This is a genomic window from Streptomyces sp. NPDC029159 (assembly GCF_055564055.1).
The window spans coordinates 103643-120532 of record NZ_JBVHWT010000009.1; the positions used below are offsets into that span (position 1 = coordinate 103643).

At 75.8% G+C, this 16890-nt stretch carries 12 protein-coding genes; 5 read left to right on the forward strand and 7 right to left on the reverse strand.

Translation table 11 applies throughout. The features are described 5' to 3' along the window. Positions 1–18 precede the first annotated feature (18 nt). The gene (locus tag ACZ4U4_RS19090) at positions 19–879 is read left to right on the forward strand and encodes an Fpg/Nei family DNA glycosylase (RefSeq protein ID WP_467875455.1); all 861 of its coding nucleotides are present in this window, start codon (positions 19–21) and stop codon (positions 877–879) included. Positions 880–950: 71 nt separating this feature from the next. On the opposite strand, the gene ACZ4U4_RS19095 is transcribed toward ACZ4U4_RS19090, so the two are convergent. Further along, a complete protein-coding gene (locus tag ACZ4U4_RS19095; protein ID WP_467875458.1) occupies positions 951–2786 on the reverse strand; it encodes a choline/carnitine O-acyltransferase in 1836 nt (611 codons plus the stop codon). A gap of 77 nt (positions 2787–2863) precedes the next feature. Further along, positions 2864–3736, reverse strand: coding sequence for a HalD/BesD family halogenase (locus ACZ4U4_RS19100; RefSeq protein ID WP_467875461.1), 873 nt, complete (start codon positions 3734–3736; stop codon positions 2864–2866). A gap of 363 nt (positions 3737–4099) precedes the next feature. Between ACZ4U4_RS19100 and ACZ4U4_RS19105 the strand changes: the two genes are divergently transcribed. Further along, positions 4100–6127, forward strand: coding sequence for an oxidoreductase (locus tag ACZ4U4_RS19105; RefSeq protein WP_467875464.1), 2028 nt, complete (start codon positions 4100–4102; stop codon positions 6125–6127). A gap of 98 nt (positions 6128–6225) precedes the next feature. Continuing rightward, positions 6226–6816 carry a PadR family transcriptional regulator gene (locus tag ACZ4U4_RS19110; protein ID WP_467875466.1) on the forward strand — a complete coding sequence of 197 codons (591 nt, stop codon included), beginning with the start codon at positions 6226–6228 and terminating at the stop codon, positions 6814–6816. 400 nt (positions 6817–7216) lie between these two features. On the opposite strand, the gene ACZ4U4_RS19115 is transcribed toward ACZ4U4_RS19110, so the two are convergent. From ACZ4U4_RS19115 to ACZ4U4_RS19125, 3 genes are all read right to left on the reverse strand, one after another. Then, positions 7217–7489 carry a hypothetical protein gene (locus ACZ4U4_RS19115; RefSeq protein ID WP_467875469.1) on the reverse strand — a complete coding sequence of 91 codons (273 nt, stop codon included), beginning with the start codon at positions 7487–7489 and terminating at the stop codon, positions 7217–7219. A gap of 113 nt (positions 7490–7602) precedes the next feature. Further along, the gene (locus tag ACZ4U4_RS19120) at positions 7603–9180 is read right to left on the reverse strand and encodes an AMP-binding protein (RefSeq protein WP_467875472.1); all 1578 of its coding nucleotides are present in this window, start codon (positions 9178–9180) and stop codon (positions 7603–7605) included. A gap of 134 nt (positions 9181–9314) precedes the next feature. Further along, positions 9315–10202, reverse strand: coding sequence for a Gfo/Idh/MocA family protein (locus ACZ4U4_RS19125; protein ID WP_467875474.1), 888 nt, complete (start codon positions 10200–10202; stop codon positions 9315–9317). A 586-nt stretch (positions 10203–10788) separates the two neighbouring features. Between ACZ4U4_RS19125 and ACZ4U4_RS19130 the strand changes: the two genes are divergently transcribed. Beyond that, positions 10789–11412: a winged helix-turn-helix domain-containing protein gene (locus ACZ4U4_RS19130; RefSeq protein ID WP_467875476.1), complete on the forward strand. Its 624-nt coding sequence runs from the start codon at positions 10789–10791 to the stop codon at positions 11410–11412. Between the two features lie 67 nt (positions 11413–11479). Here ACZ4U4_RS19130 and ACZ4U4_RS19135 read toward each other — a convergent pair whose 3' ends face one another. Both ACZ4U4_RS19135 and ACZ4U4_RS19140 read right to left on the reverse strand, forming a co-directional pair. After that, positions 11480–12292, reverse strand: a complete 813-nt coding sequence (locus ACZ4U4_RS19135; RefSeq protein WP_467875478.1) for a lysophospholipid acyltransferase family protein — start codon at positions 12290–12292, stop codon at positions 11480–11482. After that, entirely contained in the window at positions 12289–13056 is a 768-nt protein-coding gene (locus tag ACZ4U4_RS19140) for a GNAT family N-acetyltransferase (RefSeq protein ID WP_467875481.1), read from the reverse strand. The genes ACZ4U4_RS19135 and ACZ4U4_RS19140 overlap by 4 nt, the downstream gene beginning before the upstream one ends. A 663-nt stretch (positions 13057–13719) precedes the next feature. Between ACZ4U4_RS19140 and ACZ4U4_RS19145 the strand changes: the two genes are divergently transcribed. Continuing rightward, positions 13720–16857, forward strand: coding sequence for an alpha-N-acetylglucosaminidase (locus tag ACZ4U4_RS19145; RefSeq protein WP_467875484.1), 3138 nt, complete (start codon positions 13720–13722; stop codon positions 16855–16857). Positions 16858–16890: the final 33 nt, after the last annotated feature.

Here is a 16890-nt window from a genome sequence, read left to right on the forward strand (position 1 = left end):
ATCCGCCACACTGACCCCATGCCCGAATTGCCGGAAGTCGAGTCGCTTGTTCGGTACCTGCGGGGGCGGGTCGTGGGGAAGACCGTGGGGCGGGTGTTCCCGGTGGCGGTCAGTGTGCTCAAGACGTACGAGCCTGCCGTGACGGAATTGGAGGAGCAGGTGTGCGGGGGCGTCGTGCGGTGGGGGAAGTTTCTGGATGTGGAGGCCGGGGGGCTGCATCTGGTGATGCATCTGGGGCGGGCCGGGTGGGTGCGGTGGCGGGAGGAGGTGCCGGAGGCGCCGCCGCGGCCGGGGAAGGGGCCGTTGGCGTTGCGGGTGCGGCTGGTCGAGGGCGACGGGTTCGACGTGACGGAGGCGGGGACCCGTAAGCAGGCGGCGGTGTACGTGGTGCGGGATCCGCGGGAGGTGCCCGGGGTGGCGCGGCTGGGGCCCGATCCGCTGGACGAGGCGTTCACGCGGGAGGCGTTCGCGGCGCTGCTGAGCGGTGAGCGGCGGCAGATCAAGGGCGTACTGCGGGATCAGGGCGTGCTGGCCGGGATCGGGAACGCGTACTCGGACGAGATTCTGCACGTCGCCCGGATGTCACCGTTCAAGGCGGCGGCGTCGTTGACGGCGGAGGAGACCGATCTGCTGTACGCGGCGATCGGGACGACGCTGACGGACGCGGTGGCGCGGTCGGGCGGGCTGGAGCCGGGGAAGCTGAAGGCGGAGAAGAAGAGCGGGATGCGGGTGCACGGGCGGGCCGGTCAGGCGTGTCCGGTGTGCGGGGACACGGTGCGGGAGGTCGTGTACCGGGACCGGTCGATGCAGTACTGCCCGACGTGTCAGACGGGCGGGAAGATCCTGGCGGACCGGCGGATGTCGCGGTTGTTGAAGTAGGGGCCGACGGGCGCCGCACGGGACATGCGGCGCCCGCCGAAGAGCCAATGAGGTGAGCGAGCGCCGTTAGCTCACCCCTCCTCCCCCAGCAGCTCCCGCAGCTCCGCCACCGCTCCCCGGAGTTCCGCCGCGAAGGTGTGCATGGGGCCGGCGACCGCCTCCGGGGTGCTGAGGTAGAGGTGGAAGCGGTCGGGGAGGAGGACGTAGGCGACGCCGATGCAGCGGCTGCTGGTGGAGCCGAAGCCGAAGTACTGGATGTGGGTGGAGGGCGCGGAGCTGGTGCTGAGGTAGTCGTCGCGCATGGTCAGCCAGCCCGGGGAGCGGTAGAGGGCGGGCTGGTCGGGGAGGCCGAGTTCGGGGCCGCGGCGGCGCTGGATCAGTTCCAGTTCCCACAGGTGCTGTTCGGGGGCGCGGCCCGCCTGGCAGTCCTTGGCGCGGGAGACGTGGGCCGCGGCGGCGGCGCGGAGGGCGGCGCGGCGGGTGGCGGGGTCGGCGGCCGGGTCCTCCATGGTGGCCACGAAGTGCTGGATCTCCTCGGTGACCACCCGCATCGCCTCGGTGCGGCCGCGGCGCCACTGCCGGGTGGCGATCGATTCGTAGGTGGCGCCGAGGTGGCCCTTGGCGCGCCGGTGGGCGAGTTGGTACGCGAGCTGGACGAAGGCGTCCGGGGAGACGCCGAGGGCCTTGGCGGTGTCGGCGCCGAAGTCGTCGAAGGCGACGGTGCGGGTGGCGGTGGCCTCGCCGTACGCGGTGAAGGCGTCGGCGGCGGCGCGGATGCGGGCGCGGGTGGCGTCGTCGGTGGTGAAGGTGAGCGGGGACGGCTCGGGCGGGCCCTGGGTGCGGGCGCCGGCGAGGCGGGCGTGGTCCTCGGGGGTGGTGGCGAGGAGGCCGTCGACGAAGGCGAGGACGGTGGTGCCGTCCAGTTCGCAGTGTTCGATGTTGATACCGGCGCGGCCGTCGGCGAAGACGACGAAGGAGACGGCCTTGTCGAACCAGCGGTTGCCGCGGTCGCCGTACAGCAGCTCGTCGCACGCCTCCTGGGTGCCGGCGGGGGCGAAGTCCTCCAGGCAGACGCAGAAGAGGGCGGTTTCGACGGTGTCGAGGGCGGCGGCGTTGCCGGGGTCGGTGCGCAGGTCGGCGCGGGCGTCGGCCCATTCGGCGCGGGCCAGGGTGGTGAGGTGGCCGACGGAGGTGCCCGGTTCGGCGGGGTCGGCGCCCGCCTTGCGTACGGCGTCGAGCGCGGCGCGCAGGTCGTCGAGCCCGTAGGGGGTGCCGTCGGGGGCGAGGACGTCGAGGCGGAACATCCGGCCGTGGAAGAAGACGACGATGTGGCGGGCGCGGGAGGGGCCGGGCCACTCGGCGGAGTAGGGGGCGCGGACGGTGTCCTGGCCGGTGCCGGGGATGCGGGTGGTGGAGAAGAGGTAGCGGTGCTGGTCCATCGAGTGCGGGCGGCCGCGCTGGACGACGGGCGGCAGGCTCTCCTCGTCGAGGAGGCGCTTGTGGTGGAGGGCGCCGGCGATCAGGCCGGCGGCGCGGTCGAGTTGCGGGTCGCTCCCGGGCCCGGCGGGCTCCTCGTCGCGGAAGAGGAAGAAGAAGTTGGCGTTGAGGGCGATGCGGTCGCGGCGGCCGAGGTAGCGGTAGGGCCAGAAGGTGTCGAGCCAGCTGTGGGTGGTGGGGAGCGCGTCGTAGGCGGCGAGGGCGGCGTGCAGGACGGGGCCGGGGCCCTCGGGGGCGCGGAAGGCCGCCACCTCGGCCTCGGTCGCGGCGCGTTCGGCGTCGGTCAGCAGCGGGCGGCACCACTCCAGGAAGAGGGCGCAGCTCTCCTCAAGGGTGGGCAGCGGCACCTTCGGGAGCTGGTCGTCGTGGGCGAAGGTGGTGCCGGGTGCGGTGTCCTCGGGTGTGGGCATGGCGGCTCTCGATTCGACGGTGACGTACGGGACAGCGTGGTAACGGGGCAACGAGCCGGAATCGTACGGGGGTTGGGTCAGTCCAGGAGGGCGTCGCCGCGGACGGTGCGGCGGGCGGCGGCGAGATGGGCGGGGAGGACCCGGCCGAAGAGCTGGCGGGTGCGGGCGACGGAGCCGATGACGCCGGGGCGCTCGCTGTAGGCGAAGATCGCGGAGTGGCGGGCGCGGGCGCCGCGGACCGGGCTGACCCGGTGCAGGGAGTAGCGGCCGCGGAAGAGCTGGAGGTCGCCGGGGCGCAGCGGGAGGCGGTGGACGAGGTGGCCGCCGTCGCCGTCGAGGACGGCGCGGACGTCGTCGAAGCGTTCGTCGTCGGCGGAGCGGATGCCGGGGCAGTATTCGAAGTCGCCGCCGTCGGTGGCTTCCTGGGTGAGCATGCTGACGGTGAACTCGTTGGTGTCGAAGTGCCAGGGGTGGTCCATGCCCGGTTCGACGACGTTGAGGACGAGTCCGGCGAGCGGGTCGGCGAGCGGGTGCAGCCGGGGCAGGCCGAAGCAGGTGGCGAGGAAGCGCTGGAAGTCCGGGTCGGTGTGGAGGCGGCTGATGAGCGCGTCGGCGGGGATGCGGTCGCGGGGGACGAAGGCGTTGCCGCGCCGGAAGGTACGGCGCCCGGGGTGGCCGTCGGGCAGCGGGGTGTCGGTGGCGATGTTGTAGACGTTGACGGTCTCGGTGGCGAAGTGGGCGCGCGGTGCGAGCTGTGCGCACTCCTCGCGGAGGGCGTCGCGCTGCGGCGGGCGGAGGAAGTCCGTGAGGACGGTGCAGCCGTGGGTGCGCAGGTCGCGGCGGGCCCGGTCGACGACGGCGCGGGCGGCGGGGGCGTCGGGGTCGGTGAGGGGGTAGCGGTCGGTGTCGACGAGGTGGTCGAGCGTGAGCGTGGTGGGCGGTGTGCTCATGCGGTCCCTTCCGTGTGCGGGCGGGCGGGCAGCGCGGCGCGCGGCGTCACTCCCGTGCGGGGCGCGCCGGAGGCCACCCCTCGGAATGCGGCAACTCTACTGACAGGTAACAGAGTTGGGGGTGCGGGGAGCGGAAGTTCGCTGTGAGACGGCCCACGGCGGCCCGGACCCGGGTGGCCGGGACGGGAGCGCGCAGGTGGGGCGCGGGCGCCGGGGTGTGCGTGCAGGCAGGGCCGGGCGCCGCCGCGGGCGGAACGAGCGGCCGGCCGTCGTCTCGGTCACTCTTTTATGCAACTTGTTGCACATCCCGGCTCCGGTGCCCTAGAACGTCCCTGACGACCGCCGCTGCGCCAGGAGGCCCCGATGCGCCCGAGCCCGTATCCGTATCTGATGAGCCCGCTCGACCTGGGCTCCGTGACGCTGCCCAACCGTGCGCTGATGGGGTCGATGCACCTCGGTCTGGAGGAGGCACCGGGCGGGTTCGCACGGATGGCCGCGTTCTACGCGGAGCGGGCGCGCGGCGGCGTCGGCCTGATCGTCACCGGCGGATTCGCGCCCAACCACGCCGGACGGCCCTACGAGGGCGGGGCGACGCTGACCACCGAGGAGCAGGCCGCCGAGCACCGGCAGATCACCGACGCGGTGCACCGCGAGGGCGGCCGGATCGCGCTCCAACTACTGCACTTCGGCCGGTACGCGCACCACCCGGACCTGGTGGCGCCGAGCGCGCTCCAGGCGCCGATCAGCCCGTTCACCCCGCACGCGCTGACCGACGACGAGGTCGAGCGGACCGTCGAGGACTTCGTCCGCGCCGCGGAACTGGCCCGCTCCGCCGGGTACGACGGCGTCGAGATCATGGGCTCCGAGGGTTATCTGATCAACGAGTTCCTGGTGACCGCCACCAACCGGCGCACCGACCGGTGGGGCGGCACGTACGAGAACCGGATGCGGTTCCCGGTGGAGATCGTCCGGCGGGTACGGGAGCGGACCGGGCCGGACTTCCTGATCATCTACCGGCTGTCCATGCTCGACCTGGTGCCGGACGGCTCCACGCTGCCGGAGGTGATCGCGCTGGCCGAGGCGGTCGAGGCGGCCGGGGCGACACTGCTCAACACCGGGATCGGCTGGCACGAGGCGCGCATCCCGACCATCGCCACCTCCGTGCCCCGCGGTGCGTACTCCTGGGTGACGCGGCGGGTGCGCGAGGCGGTGAAGCTGCCGCTGGTCGCCGTGAACCGCATCAACACCCCGGACGTCGCGGAGGAGTTGCTGTCCGGCGGGGCGGCCGACATGGTCGCCATGGCGCGGCCGTTCCTCGCCGACCCGGAGTTCGTGGCCAAGGCCGGACGGGGCGAGCCGGAGGCCATCAACACCTGCATCGGCTGCAACCAGGCATGCCTCGACCACACCTTCGGCGGGAAGCTCACCTCCTGCCTGGTCAATCCGCGGGCCTGCCACGAGACGGAGCTGGTGCTGTCGCCGACGCGGCGGCGCAAGCGCATCGCCGTGGTGGGCGCCGGTCCCGCCGGGCTGGCCTGCGCGGTGTCGGCGGCGGAACGCGGCCACACCGTCACGCTCTTCGACGCCGCCGCGACGATCGGCGGGCAGCTCGACATCGCCCGCCGCATCCCCGGCAAGGAGGAGTTCGACGAGACGCTGCGCTACTTCCGCCATGCGCTTCAGCGGTGGGGCGTCGACGTCCGCCTCGGCACGCAGGTCACCGCCGAGACGCTGGCGGGCGCCGGGTACGACGAGATCGTGCTGGCCACCGGCGTCACCCCGCGCACCCCGCCGATCCCCGGCGCCGACCGGCCGGACGTGCTCGGCTATCTCGACGTGCTGCGGGACGGGGCACCGGTCGGTGAGCGCGTGGCGGTCATCGGCGCCGGCGGCATCGGCTTCGACGTCGCGGCGTTCCTGACGGACGGCGGCGAACCGGCGAGCCGGGACCCGGAGGTCTTCTTCCGGCAGTGGGGCGTCGACACCGGCTACGGCGCCCGGGGCGGGCTGACCGCGCCGGAGCGGAGCGCGCCGCCGCGCCGGGTCCATCTGCTCCAGCGCAGCACCACCAAGGTCGGCGCGGGCCTGGGGAAGACCACCGGCTGGATCCACCGCACCGAACTCCGCCACCGCGGCGTGACGATGGTCGCGGGCGCCACGTACCACCGCATCGACGACGCGGGGCTGCACCTGACGGTCGGCGGGGAGCGGCAGGTGCTCGCGGTGGACACGGTCGTGCTCTGCACCGGCCAGGAGCCGCGGCGCGAGCTGTACGACGCGCTGGCCGGGGACGGGCACCGTGTCCATCTGATCGGCGGCGCGGAGGTGGCGGCCGAACTCGACGCCAAGCGGGCGATCGACGGCGGGACGCGGCTCGCGGCGAGGCTGTGAGGGGCGCGTCCGCCCGGGGCCGCCCGGCCTCGGGCGGACGCGGACCGCTCGCCGCCCGGCCCCGGGGCCGGGCAGCGGGCCCGGCCTAGGATGCGTCCATGTCCCTGCCGTACGCCATCCTCACCGCCCTGCTGGAGAAGCCGTCGTCGGGGCTGGAGCTGACACGGCGGTTCGACAAGTCGATCGGCTACTTCTGGTCGGCGACACACCAGCAGATCTACCGCGAACTGGGCAAACTGGAGGCGTCCGGACTGATCCGGGCGCTCCCCGCGGCGCAGCCGGCCCGCGGCCAGAAGAAGGAGTTCGAGGTCCTGCCCTCCGGCCGCGCCGCGCTGACCGCCTGGGCGGCCGAGCCCCAGGACCCCAAACCGCACCGGGACGCCCTGCTGCTGCGGATGCGGGCCGCGGCCGTGGTGGGACACACCGGACTCGACGACGAGCTGCGCCGCCATCTCGTCCTGCACCGGCGGCAGTTGGCGGAGTACACCGCGATCGAGGAACGTGACTTCGCGGCCGCCGCCTCCCCCGCCGAGCGGCTCCAGCGGCTGGTCATGCGCGCCGGGATCGAGCTGGAGACGTTCTGGATCACCTGGCTGACGTCGGCACTGGCGGAGCTGGAGGAGATGCCGGATCCGGATACGGCGGAGGCGGAGCGCCCGGGCCCGGGTGGCGCGGAGGAAGCGCCCTAGGACTGTCGTCACGCTCCCCTGCGGTGCCACGCCCCACCCGGCCCGCACGGCCGGGGTCGCACCGGCCCCGGGCCCCTCTCTCCGGAATTGATAACCCCTGGGCGATCAAACCGCGTTGAGGTGCTATCACTCCGCCGTTGTGACCGGTGCGGACGGGGTGACAGGCTGCTGAATGTGGCGCGGGCGGCAGGCGCTGCGATGCCACGCGGGCGGCGTCCGCCCCGCGGGGCGCGTACAGCGGGCCGCCCTCGGACATCACGGCCCCGGCGACGCATCCCGCGCGCCGGCCCGCGCCACCGGTGCCTGCACCGTCCGACGGGGGAATCGGGGGGATACCGGGCCCTCGCAGGCGTCACCACGACGCCCGCGAGGGCCCGTTCTCCTGAGCGCGCCCCCTCGGTCAGCAGTTGTCGTAGAGCAGGGCGCGCACCAGACGGCAGGTGGTGTCGGACGGACGGTGGACGCCGATGGCCTCGGCCACCGCGCGGATACGACCGTTGGGGGCCTGGTCGGGGCAGTGGGCGCCGGTGTCGAGCAGGGCTATCGCCAGACGCATCGCCTTGAGGCGGCGATTGTGGGATTCATACCGCTCGCGGGGCCAGCCGGCGGGCAGCGGCTTCTTGGGCAGCGGATGGGTGGGAAGAGGTTTCGTCATCAGAGTGGCAGGGGCCATCGGGCAACCTCCGAGTGCTGGGTGAACCCTCACTTACTGGTCCCCATTCTACGGCCGACCACTGACAAAAGCCCCTGACCAGCGGCGATATGACGGCTCCTGGACGGCTCCGGTCAGGGTGCGGTGACACCCTCCGCGGCCGGGCCGTCCACTGCCCGCAGCCGGACCTTGTCGGGCTTGCCGACGGGCGTCAGCGGCAGCGCGTCCCGGATCCGGAACGCCACCGGCGCGTACATGGCGCCTTTGTGGTGAACCACCAAGGCGCGCAGCTCCTCCGGGTCGACGGTACGGCCCGGCGCCGGGACCACCGCGGCGTGCACCTCCTCGCCGTCGTCGGTGCGCACCCCGTAGACGGCGCACTGGGCGACGTCCGGGTGGGTGTGCAGCAGGTCCTCGATCTCCAGCGGGTGGACATGGCCGCCGACGACGATGATCACGTCCTTGGCGCGGTCGGCGAGGTACAGCCGCCCCTCCTCGTCCAGGAGGCCGATGTCGCCGGTGCGCAGCCAGCCGTCGCCGACCAGGACCTCGGCGGAGCGCTCCGGGTCCTTCCAGTAACCGGTCATCACGCCCGCCGACCGGACGTGGATCTCGCCCTGCTCCCCCGGCCCCAGGGTGCGGCCGTCCCCGTCGCGTACGGCGATCTCGACGCCCGGGCGGGCGCGGCCGACGGTGAGCCGGCCGCCGGGCCCGGCGGTGTCGAGGTCGGCGGGGAGCGCCTCGGTGATCGACAGCGCCTCGGACTGGCCGTACTCCCCGTAGAGCACGGGCCCCAGCACCTCGGCGGCGCGCCGTATCCGGGACGGGGAGGCGGGGCTGCCGCCGTAGGTGACGCGGGTGAGGGAGGAGAGGTCGGCGGCGGGCAGGTCCGGGTGGTCGAGGAGGCGGTAGAGGAGCGGCGGGAGGACCCAGAGGTGGGTGATGCGGTGACGGGCGACGGAGGCGAGGACGTCGCCCGCCTCGAAGCCGCGCCGCAGGACGGAGAGGCCGCCGGCCACCAGCGCCGCGTCGGTGAAGATGCCCGCGAGGTGGGCGAGGGAGGTGGCGGCCAGGAAGCGGGGCGGGTCCCCGGCGGCGGCCATCGGACGGGTCAGCATCCGGGCGTAGGGCGCGTGCGCCATCCGGACCCCCTTGGGGATGCCGGTCGTTCCGCCGGTGTGGCGGATGCACCAGTCGTCCCCGGGGAGCGCCGCGCCCGGCACCTCCGGGGTCTGCGGCAGCGCGGCGCCGGCGGCCAGGAGGTCGTCGCCCAGGGGCGGTGCGTCCGGGTCCGGGCCGAGGGTGAGGACGGCGGGCCGGGGGCCGCGCAGGTGGCCGAGGAGGGCGCGGCCGGTGGCGGCCAGCTCCGGTTCGACGAGCAGCAGGGCGGCGTCCACGCTGTCGACGAGGGTGGCGAGGGCCGCGGGGGCCAGCCCGTCGTAGAGCAGCACCACGCGGGCGCCGAGGTGGTTGACGGCGTAGCGGGCGGCGAGGACGGCGGGGGCGTTGCCGCTGAGCAGGGCGACGGTGGCGCCGCGGCCGATGCCGCGGGCGGCGAGGACGGCGGCCGTCCGGTGCACGGTGGCGGTCAGTTCGCCGGCGGTGATCTCCGTGCCGTCGGCGGCGATCAGCGCCGTACGGGCGGGGTCGCGGCGCAGGGCGGCGAGGACGACGTCCGTATAGGGGGCGTCGGTGGGCTCGGAGGCGTTCACGGGTGGGCTCCTTCGCGCGGTGGCGGTGCGGCGGACGGGTGGCCGCCACCGGAGCGGCCGGTCCGCCGGTACGCCGACGCTACGGCCGAAGGCCGCCCGCACCTGCGGAAATGCGCCACCGGGCGGGCGCCCGGTCAGTCGAGGGCCCGCTCCGCCGTCGCCAGGATCTCGGTGACGCGGCGGCCGAAGCGGAGGTCGCAGGGGTGCGGGTGGCCGGTGCGGGCGGCGAGGAGGAGGGCGTCGACGGCGCGGTGGTAGGCGGGCAGCGGGCCGTCCTGGCGGCGCGGCAGGACGGCGACCCCGGCGGCCCCGCGCAGGGTGACGGCGACGCCCGCCGCGGCCGGGGGCGCGGTCAGGCTCAAGGTGGCGGAGCTGGCCGCGCCGCCCCGGTGGCGGAGCGTCAGCAGCACCGTGTCGGCGGGGCCGCGGCGGGCGGCGACGTCCACCGCGTCGCCGAGGACCGGCAGCAGCACGGAGAGCGCGTGCGGGCCGACGTCCCACAGGGCGCCCTTCTCGCGGCGCCAGGCGGAGGCGGCGTACGGGCTGTCGCTGCCCTCGGCGAAGACCGAGCCGAGCCAGTCGGCGTGGGCGGTGAACCAGCCGCCCTCCTCGGCCCGGCCGGCGATCCACTCCGCCTCGTGGGTGCCGAAGCGGGCGGTGAAGAAGACGACGGAGGCGACGCCCGCGCGGGTGGCGGCCTCGTCCAGGGTCCGGGCGTCGTCCGGGTCGAGGGCGACGGGTTTGTCGAGGAGGAGGTGGCAGCCGGCCTCGGCGGCGCGGGTCGCCAGCGGCGCCTGGACGGCCGGGGGCAGCGCCAGGGCGACGGCGTCGCACTCGGCGAAGAGCGCGTCCGGGGAGGTGTGGGCGCGGGCGCCGTGGGCGTGGGCCAGCTCCTCGGCGGCCTCCGGGCGGCGCCCCCAGACGCCGGTCAGCTCCACTCCGGGGTGGGCGGCCAGGGCGGGTGCGTGGACGCGCTGCGCCCAGAAGCCGGTACCGAGAAGTCCGATGCGCGGGGTCGTCATGGGGCCAGTCTGCCCCGCCGCGCCCCGCTCCCCGGGGTGCCGCAACCCGGTGCGGGGTCCCGAATCACCCGGGGTCGCGCGCATCCGGGCGGCGGCCGTCGGACGGGCCCGGCCGGGGGCGCCGCCACCGAACCGGCCCGGGGCGGCGGCGCGCCCCGTCCGCCAGGGGGCTCGCGTACGCCCCCGCGCTCCCCCGCGGTCGCTCCGTACGCCCCGCCCGCGCCCGTTCGGCGGAGCCGTGGCGGCGCGGAACGGGGGCCGTGGTGGACAGGGGCGGGGCGTACGGCGGGGGCACGGTGCCCGCGATACGGGCACTCCGTCTCACACCACGGTCTTGTGAAGGACATATCAACAGCCGTCTGGTTGAATGTGCGGCATGGCCAGCCTCCTTGACAGCGCGACAGGTCGCAGCGACCTTGAGCCCTTCTGGCCGTCCCGCCAGGCGCACGCCTTCGATCGTCTGTGTTGCCACGCGCACTGAGCGCGGGCCCGCACTCCTCAGTCCGACGCCGTTGACCGGTGTCGTCGGCCCTGCCCGCGCGCACGACGTCCCCTGACGCTTCTCTGCGCGAAAGAGCTGAATTCCATGACGAACATCCGCCCTCTGCCTGCGACTTCCGCGACGGCTCCGCACCCTTCCGCCCCCGCCCCGCACCTCGCCCGGCAGCGGCTGCGCGCCGTGGCACCCGATGAGGTGCCGCCGGTCGCCGAGCTGCTGACCGCGGGCGCCACGTGGCTGCCCGCCCCGCAGAGCAGCCTGCCGGTGCTGCCGGGCCGCCCGCCGATGGTCGGCTATCTGGTCCTCGTCCCCGCCGAGCAGGCCGCCGCCGCGGGCCGCCGTACGGACGCCGCGCCCGCCGCCTCCGGACCGCCCGGCGAGCCCGCCCCGCAGCCCGCGTCCGGGCCCGCCGCGGAGACCGGCGACGAGGTCGTCCGGATCGATCCGGAGCAGCGGACGGCCCGGGTGCTGGGCCGCCCGCTGGACCTGACGTACCTCGAATTCGAGCTGCTGGCCCACCTGGTGGCGCATCCGCACCGGGTGCACACCCGCGATCAGCTGGTGACGACGGTGTGGGGGTACGGGCACGTCGGTGACGGCCGGACCGTCGATGTGCACATCGCCCGGCTGCGGCGGAAGCTCGGCTCCGACCACCGGGCGTCGATCGTCACGGTGCGGCGCGTCGGCTACAAGTACGTGCCCAGCACCTGATCCGTACGGCCACGGCCGGGCGCGGCACCACCACGGTGCGCGCCCGGCCGTTCGGCTGCCCGGAGACTCAACTGCCTTGATATACGGGCGCGTTGCCGGGTATTCCGCACACGGCTTCCCAGGCCAGGGCCGCCAGCTCGCGGCGGTCGTGGCAGTGGCCCGGGGGCAGCGGCGGGTGGGCGGTGACGCGTACGGCGAGGTCGCGGGCGGCCAGGACGCGGCGGAGCGAGGCGAGGAAGGTGTCCGGGCCGCAGAACGCGGCGACGGTGGCGGGGCGGGTGTCCTGGGTGTAGGTGAGCGTCACCGGGCGGACGGGGGCGCCGGCGTCCAGGGCGGCCTGGAAGGTGGCCCGCCGGAAGGTGCCCGCGTCGGCGGTGCACCAGGTGGTGGCCTGCGGGAACACCGCGACGGACCGGCCCGAGGCGAGGATCCGCGTCAACTCGGCGACCGCCTGCGGGAGTCCGCGCGGGCTGGTCCGGTCGATGAAGTGGGTACCGGCGCGGCGGGCGAGGCCGCCGACCACCGGCCAGGCACCGACCTCGCGCTTGGCGAGCACCGCCACCGGGTCGACGGCGAGCAGCGCCGGGATGTCGAGCCAGGAGATGTGGTTGGCGACGATCAGCGTGCCCGGCCCGGTGGACGGTGCGCGCAGCGGCCCGGCGCCGTCCAGGCGGACGCCGAGCGCGGACAGCAGCGCCCGGGCGTGGGTGCGCAGCCGCGCCGGGTCGGCGAGGCGGTCGCCGTCGGCCAGGGCGCGGCGGACGGTGGCGGCGAACGCGGCGCCGCGCAGCGCGGTGGCGTACGCGGGGACCGGTGGCCGGGCGTGGCGGGCGCAGTCGCGGTCGCAGCCGGGGACGACGTCCCAGGGGCCGCGGGTCATGACTGCCCGAGGAAGTAGCGGCGGTAGCGGGCGCCGAGGCGGTCCATGTCGAGGACGACGAAGAAGTCGGCGACGCCGAACTCCGGGTCGTGGGCGGGCGGACCCGCGATCCAGGCGCCGAGCCGCAGATAGCCCCGGAGCAGCGGCGGCAGCTGGGCCGCGGCGGGCCGCTCGGGCAGCGGTCCGGCGGGGAGCCAGGGCCGGTGCGGGACGGCGTCGAGGCCGGGCGGGGCGGGGTGGCGGGTGCGGGCCAGGGCCCAGGCATGGGCCGCGGCGGTGCCGCCGTCGGCGAGCGGGACGGAGGCGCAGCCGGCGAGGTAGCGGTGGCCGGAGAGGAGGGTGTAGCGGGCGAGGGCGGCCCACATCTGGTGGATGACGGCGCCGCCGCGGTGGTCGGGGTGGACGCAGCTGCGGCCCGCCTCGATCAGCGCGGGGCGCAGCGCGTCCAGGGCGGTGAGGTCGAACTCGCCGTCGGAGTAGAGCCGCCGGGTGCGGCCGGGCGGCAGCAGCCGGTAGGTGCCGACCACCTCGCCGGTGGGGTGGTGGACGGTGACGAGGTGGTCGGCGTGGGCGTCGAGGGCGTCGGTGTCGTGGCCGGGCAGTTCGGTGTGGAGGGTGGCGCCCAGCTCCTGGCCGAATATCCGGTGCCGCAGCCGCTGCGCGGCGCGGATCTCCGCGTCCGTGGCGGCGAGCGCGGTGGTGTAGGTGGGTTGCGGAGCGGCGTCGGGTGCGGGGCGGGCGGGGGCGGTCGGGACCGTACGCATGGGGAATCCTCCGGGGAGGCCGCGGCGGCCGGCTGCGGGGCCGCGGAACGGTGACGGACACCGGCCGCGGGGGAACGCGGCCGGCGGGATACGGGTCCGGGGACGGAGCGGTGTCGGGAGACGGACGGGCGGGGCGGGCCGCGGAACGGTGCGCGGGCGGACCCGGCGGCCGGGTGGCGGTGCGCCCCGCCGCCCCGACTGTCCCCGCGGGTGCCTCCCGGGCGCGTGAAGCGGAGGGAGCGAACGGGTGAGGGGCCGCGGAACAGTCACCGGAGGGGCGGGACGGACGGGTGCGGGCCGCCGGGCGCGAGGGGTTGGTTCCGGGGCGGGTCGCGGGGCGGGCGTGGGAGGCCCGGCCCCGGGGCGGACGTGAGGGCCCGACTCCGGAACGGGCCGCACGGCAGGAGTGGGAGGCCCGGCCCCGGGGCGGCGCGGCGGACGCGGAGGGCTGCCCCGGACCGGCGCGGCGAACACGAAGCCCGGCCCCGGAACGGGCCTCCCCCGCGAGGCCGGATCCCGCCGATGGCCCGGCTTCCCGGTCTCCCGCCTCCTTGGAGGGGCGTCCGGGGCCCGTTAGCGTGCCGGGGCGGGAGTGCCGCCCGCGCCGCGCTTTTGTACGTCCCCGTTGTGTCGCCGTACGACCGCCGAGCAGTGGAGGCCGCCATGACCCGTCCGACCCGTCGTACGCTGCTGGGCTCCGCCGCCGCGCTCGGGGTGCGGGCCACGCTCGGCGGGGGCGCCGCCGTCCCGGGGCCGGGCCCGGGCGGCGAGGGCGTCCCGTTCGGCGCCGGTCCGGCGCACGAGGCGCTGCGCCGTCTGCTGCCGCACCATGCGGCGCAGTTCCGGCTCGTCCCGCTGGTCCGCGACGGGGCCGGGGACCGTTTCCGGGTCGGCGGGCGGGCCGGGCGGATCGAGGTGGCGGCGACCTCCGCGGCGACGCTGCTGACCGGTGTGCACCACTATCTGCGCCACACCTGCGGGGCCCAGCTGTCCTGGGGCGGCGATCAACTGGCGCTGCCGGAGCGGCTGCCCGCGCCGGACGGGTCCGCCGAGCGGTCCTGTGCGCTGCCGCACCGCTTCGCGCTCAACGACACCCACGACGGCTACACCGCCCCGTACGCCGACTGGCCGCGCTGGGAGCGGCTGATCGATCTGCTGGCGCTGCACGGGGTGAACGAGGTGCTGGTCACGCCCGGTGCAGAGGCGGTCTACCACCGGCTGCTGACCGGGTTCGGGTACTCCGACGCCGAGGCGCGGGCCTGGATTCCGCAGCCGACCCACCAGCCGTGGTGGCTGCTGCAGAACATGAGCGGCTACGGCGGGCCGATCGATCCGGCGCTGCTCGACCGGCGGGCGCAGCTGGGGCGGCGGATCACCGACCGGCTGCGCGCCCTGGGGATGCGGCCGGTGCTGCCGGGCTACTTCGGCACCGTGCCGGTGGACTTCGCGGCGCGGAACCCGGGGGCGGTCACCGTGCCGCAGGGCGTCTGGGCGGGGCTGCGGCGCCCGGACTGGCTGGACCCGCGCACCGGCGTGTTCGCCGACGTCGCCGCCGCGTTCTACCGTCACCAGCGCGAACTGCTGGGCCCGGCCGACCACTTCAAGATGGATCTGCTGCACGAGGGCGGCGATGCGGGTGACGTACCGGTGGCGGACGCGGCGCGGGCGGTGGAGCGGGCGCTGCACACCGCGTGCCCGGGAGCGACGTGGGTGATCCTCGGCTGGCAGGAGAATCCGCGGCCGGAGCTGCTGGACGGCGTCGACCGGGACCGGATGCTGATCGTGGACGGGCTGAGCGATCTGGACACCGTCGGCGACCGGGAGCGGGACTGGCGCGGGACGCCGTACGCGTTCGGGACGATCCCCAACTTCGGCGGGCGGACCACGATCGGGGCGAAGACGCACCGGTGGACGGAGCGGTTCACGGTGTGGCGGGACAAGCCGGGCAGCGCGCTGGCCGGGACGGCGTACATGCCGGAGGCGGCGGAGCGCGATCCGGCGGCGTTCGCGCTCTTCGCGGAGTTGGCGTGGAGCGAGCGGCCGGTGGACCGCGCCGCGTGGTTCGACGGCTGGGCCGATGCCCGGTACGGGGGCCGGGACACCGCCGCGCGGGCCGCGTTCGCCGCGCTGCGCACCAGCGCGTACGAGATCGCAAGCGCCGACGGGCGGCCGCACGACGCGGTGTTCGCGGCCCGGCCGGACCTGGCCGCGCGGTCGGGGACGGCGCACGCCACGCACACCCCGGCGTGCGATCCGGCGGCGGTGGACACCGCGTTCGCCGCGCTGCTGGACGTACGGCCGGGGCTGCGCGGTGCCGACACCTACCGCCACGATCTGACCGACCTGGCCCGGCAGGCGCTCGCCAACCGTTCCTGGCAGCTGATCGGGCAGCTCCAGGAGGCGTACGGGCGCCGTGACGGGGCGGCGTTCGGGGCGCTGTCGGCGCTGTGGCTGCGGCTGATGCAGCTGAGCGAGGAGGTCACCGGCGCGCACCGGCGTTTCCTGCTGGGGCCGTGGCTGGCGCAGGCGCGGGCGGCGGCCGCCGGGGACGCGGCGCTTGCGGCGCGGCTGGAGCGGTCGGCGCGGGCGCTGATCACCTCCTGGGCGGACCGGCCGACGGCGGACGGCGGGAAGCTGGCCCGCTACGCCAACCGCGACTGGCACGGGCTGATCGGTGAGGTGTATCTGCCGCAGTGGCGGGCGTATCTGGATGAGTGGGGGGATGCGCTGGCGGCGGGGCGGGAGCCGAAGGCGTTCGACTGGTACGCGTGGGAGGAGGCGTGGGCGCGGCGGCGGGAGCGGCATCCGCAGCGGCCGGACGCCGATGCGTACCGCACCGCGCGGCGGGTCCGTGACGTGCTGGCGGCGGCGCCGTACCAGGGGACGCTGACGGTGACGGCGGAGCCCGCGGCGCTGCCGCCGGGCGGGCGGGCGCGGGTCACGGCGGCGCTGCGCAACGTCAACGGGCTGCGCGCCACCGGCCGGGTGGACTTCACGCTGAGCGGCCCGGCGGCCGAGCCGGAGGGTCCGCTGTCGCTGCCGTCCGTCGGTCCGGGCGCCACCGGCCGGGCGCGCTGGCAGGTCACGGCACCGGCGGGCCCGCCCGATGAGCCGCTGCGGGCGCTGCCGTACACGCTGACCGCCGCGTACGGGCCGCGCGGCGAGAAGCGGGTGCGGGCGGTGCGCGAGGGCACGCTGTGGGTGGCCGGGCCGCTGGCGGCAGGGTTGGCCACGGTCACCACCAATGGGGCGGTTTTCGGTCAGCTGGCGGAGCGGTTCGCGATCGACGGCGGGGGCGCCGATCTGTGGCGGGCCACCGCGGAGTTCGGCGCGGTCTACCGGCCGGGGGCGCTCGCCGCGGGCGGGTCGGCGCAGGTGGAGGTGGTGCGTCAGGACGCGACGGCGCCGTGGGCGCGGGCCGGGCTGATCGTCCGCAACGGGCTGGCGGCGGCGCCCGGTTCCCCCGGGGCGCGCGGTTTCCTCAACCTCTCCGTCACCCCGGCCAACGGTGTGGTGCTCTCCTACGACGCGTCCGGCGACGGCACCCTCGACACCTACGAGCGGCTGACGGGCCTGACCGCGCCGGTGACGCTGCGGCTGGTGCGGGGCGCCGACGGGGCGGGCGGCGGTACGTACACCGGGTCGTGTTCGGTGGACGGCGGCGCGACGTGGCGGGAGGTGGGCACGGTGCGGGTGCCGGGGGCGGCCGCGGCGCAGGATGCGGGGTTGCACCAGTGCGCGGCCAACTCCGGTTCGGGGGTGCGCGGGACGGCCGAGTTCCGCCGCTGGAGCCTGCGGTGACCTGCCGGTCACCCCGTACGCTGAGCCGGAAGG